At 63.8% G+C, this 1,508-nt stretch carries 2 pseudogenes; both read right to left on the bottom strand.

Annotated elements, in window-relative coordinates:
• Positions 1–76: 76 nt before the first annotated feature.
• Positions 77–760: pseudogene (locus tag ENZ74_RS31485) on the bottom strand (ABC transporter permease); the annotation flags it as partial.
• Positions 761–1,018: 258 nt separating this feature from the next.
• A pseudogene (locus ENZ74_RS31480) lies at positions 1,019–1,508 on the bottom strand (ABC transporter substrate-binding protein); the annotation flags it as partial.

Genomic DNA, 1,508 nt, shown 5'->3' with positions numbered 1-1,508 from the left:
GCCGACATCGCCGTCCATCTTATCCTGCCTGTTTCGGCCCTCGGCTTCATCTACCTGGCGCTCTATCTGCGCATGATGCGCGCGCGGCCAAGACGAAATCCTGCCGCCAGACCTCGGCCATGCCGGCGCGCATCATGCGCAGATAGAGCGCCAGGTAGATGAAGCCGAGGGCCGAAACAGGCAGGATAAGATGGACGGCGATGTCGGCTGCGCGGTCAAGGCCGGTCTTGTCGGAAGCCAGGGTCTCGATGCCGCCGATCGGCAGCCAGCGCAGGTCGACGGCAAAGACGACGATCAGCACCAGTCCGAGCCAGAAACCCGGCACGGCATAGAGCGCCAGCGAGCCGATCGACAGGAAGCGGTCGCGGAAACTGCCCGGCCGGGCGCCGGCATAGATGCCGAGTGCCGAGCCGAGCCCGAAGGAGAGCGCGGTGGCGCTGACCATCAACAGCAGCGTGTTGGGCAGGCGTTCGAGGATCACATCGCGGATCGGTCGGGAGAAGGTCACCGACTGGCCGAGGTCGAGATGCAACAGCGCCCAGAGGTAGTTAGCCAGCCGCGTCAGCTCCGACTGGTCGAGGCCCCAGCGATGACGCAGCAATTCGATCATGCCGGCGTCGCCGCCGGTCGAGACGATGTAGGCGTCGACGGCGTCGCCGGGGGCGGCCTCGAGCAAAAGGAACGTGCCGATGACGACGATCAGCAGCACGAAGATGCTGCCGACGAGGCGGCGGCGGAGAAGGGTGAGGGCGCGGTTCATGGGGGCGTCGATGGGTTGGCGATACGTTGATTAGGACCGCGCCTAGGCACCCTCCTCTGTTCTGCCGGACATCTCCCCCTCAAGGGGGGAGATCGGCTGTCTCTTTTGGCTTCGCCAATCTCCAACGTTGAAGAATTCGCGGGACAGACAAGCGGCCAATCTCCCCCCTTGAGGGGGAGATGTCCGGTAGGACAGAGGGGGGCCTCGTAGAACTCAAAGCCTACGATGATTTCGCGAATTTTCATCCGCGCAATTCTGTCACGATTCCAAATACGTGTCCGCCCAGTTCGACACCGCCCAGCGCGGGTTGTTGGCGATGTTGCCGACGGTGTCTCGCGCGACGCTGATGAAACTCCATTCGGCGACGTTGATCAGCGGCAGGTCGGCAGCCACCGCCTTCTGGAATTCCTTGTAGAGGTCGGTGCGGGCTGATGCGTCGAGCGTCTCCGATGCCTTGGCGATGAGCGCATCGAGCGCATCGTTCTTGTAGCCGCCCTGGTTGGAGAACGGCACGCCGTCCGGAATGCCGCTCTGCACCAGGATGGTGGTCGAGATCGCCGGATCGCCGCGGAACACCGGCGGACCGACCGCGAGATCGAAGGCGTGGTCGGTGTAGACCGCCTTGATGTGCGCGGCCGAGTCGTTGTTGACCAGCTCAGCGTCGATGCCGATGGCGGCGAGCGCCTGGCGCAGATAGTCGCCGAACTGTTTTGTCTCGTTGAAATAGGGCGCAGGCAGCAGTTTCAGC

This window comes from Mesorhizobium sp. M7A.F.Ca.CA.002.15.2.1 (genome assembly GCF_003998715.1).
Lineage (GTDB): Bacteria > Pseudomonadota > Alphaproteobacteria > Rhizobiales > Rhizobiaceae > Mesorhizobium > Mesorhizobium ciceri.
This window is presented reverse-complemented; position numbering and strand designations above follow the sequence as displayed.